Raw genomic sequence first — 1682 nt, forward strand, 5'->3', positions numbered from 1 at the left:
CCGCCATCACCACCTCGATCATCACCTTCGCCTCGTTGCCCAGGCTGCCGAAGGGGCCCCAGTCCGGAGCGATCCCGCCGATGATGGTGTTGATGTCTCCCTTGTCGGCCGCAAAGAGCATGTAAGTCACCGCCCCTGTTGGGTAGTTCCGCGTCCCCTGTCCTCGGCGCAGAGGTCAGGACTCATTGTCGCCGACGATGGCGCCCTCGGATGTCGACTTGGCGTCATTGCCGACGGTTTCCCGCGTAATCCTGCGTATGGTCACTCTGTGTATCACGGCAGGTCACGCCGGGCAATGAAGTGGACCCGGAACCTGGCGTGTGGTCCCGTCGTTGACACTTTTCACGTCCCGCCACGGTTTTTGACGGCCAGTCGGGTGAGTGGTGTTCCGATGGTCTCACGCTTTCGCACGCCGAACGGGCCGCGGCATGCGTGCCGCGGCCCGTTCCCTCGCTGCCGTCTCCGCGCCCCACGTCCGGCGGTGGCGACAGGCTCTCGCGGAACGACGATTGCTTGTTGAGTACGCGACAACAAGGCGGGCCGTCGTTTTCTGACCCCGGCGTTACCGAAGACCGACGGGTGCTTACCCGTCGATGGCGGGCGGATGGAACACCGATGGCCATGGCTTGACCCGGCGCTACAGCGGGTATCGGTGCAGATGGCCCGCGGCTGTGCCCGCGGCGCCGCGGACCGACAATGAGGGGCGAGGTGGGACAAGCCGTGCGGTGAACGAGGGTTTCACAGGAAAATCTCAGTGAAGTCGTTATCCGATTCTCACCTTCGTGAGACAAAGTAGGGCCTGATGAACCGCACCTCAGGTACCAGCAGCCACGCAGGTCACGGCCGTCCCCGAGCAGGCACCCGCCATTACGCGCTGTTCTCCGCGCTGGTGCTGCTGGCCGCGACCTCGGCCTCCGTCGCGGCCGCCGACGACGGCCCCGGCCCGCTCGGGGTGACCTCGGTGGCGGAGAAGACCACCCAGAGTGCGCGGGTGGGCGTGCTGGTCGGCTCTGACAAGACCGGCGACCTCACCGACAATCACTTCTGCACCGCCTCGGTCGTGCACGGCCAGAACCACAACCTCATCGTCACCGCCGCCCACTGCCTGAGCGGCGACACCGATCTGGTGTTCGCGCCGGGCTACCGGGACGGCAAGGCGCCGTACGGGCTGTGGAGGGTCAAAAGACGCTTCATGCCGGACAACTGGTCCAAGGACCAGGACGAGGACAGCGACCTCGCCTTCGGTGTGATCGAGCCGCAGGACGGCAAGGGTATCGAGGACGCCGTGGGCGCCAACCGCTTCCGCACGGGCACCTCCACCGGCGCGACCGCCGTGACGGTCACCGGCTATCCCGACTCCCGCGACGAGCCCATCACCTGCACGAACAAGCCGCAGTCGCACAGCAGGACGCAACAGCGCATCGACTGCCCCGAGTTCACCGCGGGCACCAGCGGCAGCCCGTGGATCAACGGGGACGGGCAGGTCGTCGGCGTGCTCGGCGGCCATGAGGAGGGCGGTCTGACGCCCGACACCTCCTACAGCGTCGTCCTCGGCGCCGAGGCAGCCGAGCTCTACAAGGACGCCGCCGCCGACCCGTGATCCGCCCCGCCGTGCCGCGTGGCCCGGTTCCCGTGTGACCGCCGTGCCGCGTGGCCCGGTTCCCGTGTGACCGCCGTGCCGC

Annotated in this window: 1 protein-coding gene; it reads left to right on the forward strand. The window is 67.7% G+C overall.

Features of this window, described 5'->3' with window-relative positions:
- Window positions 1-802: 802 nt before the first annotated feature.
- Window positions 803-1600 carry a trypsin-like serine peptidase gene (locus IE249_RS17440; RefSeq protein ID WP_189705756.1) on the forward strand — a complete coding sequence of 266 codons (798 nt, stop codon included), beginning with the start codon at window positions 803-805 and terminating at the stop codon, window positions 1598-1600.
- Window positions 1601-1682 lie beyond the last annotated feature (82 nt).

The organism is Streptomyces anandii JCM 4720 (assembly GCF_014650655.1).
Lineage (GTDB): Bacteria > Actinomycetota > Actinomycetes > Streptomycetales > Streptomycetaceae > Streptomyces > Streptomyces anandii.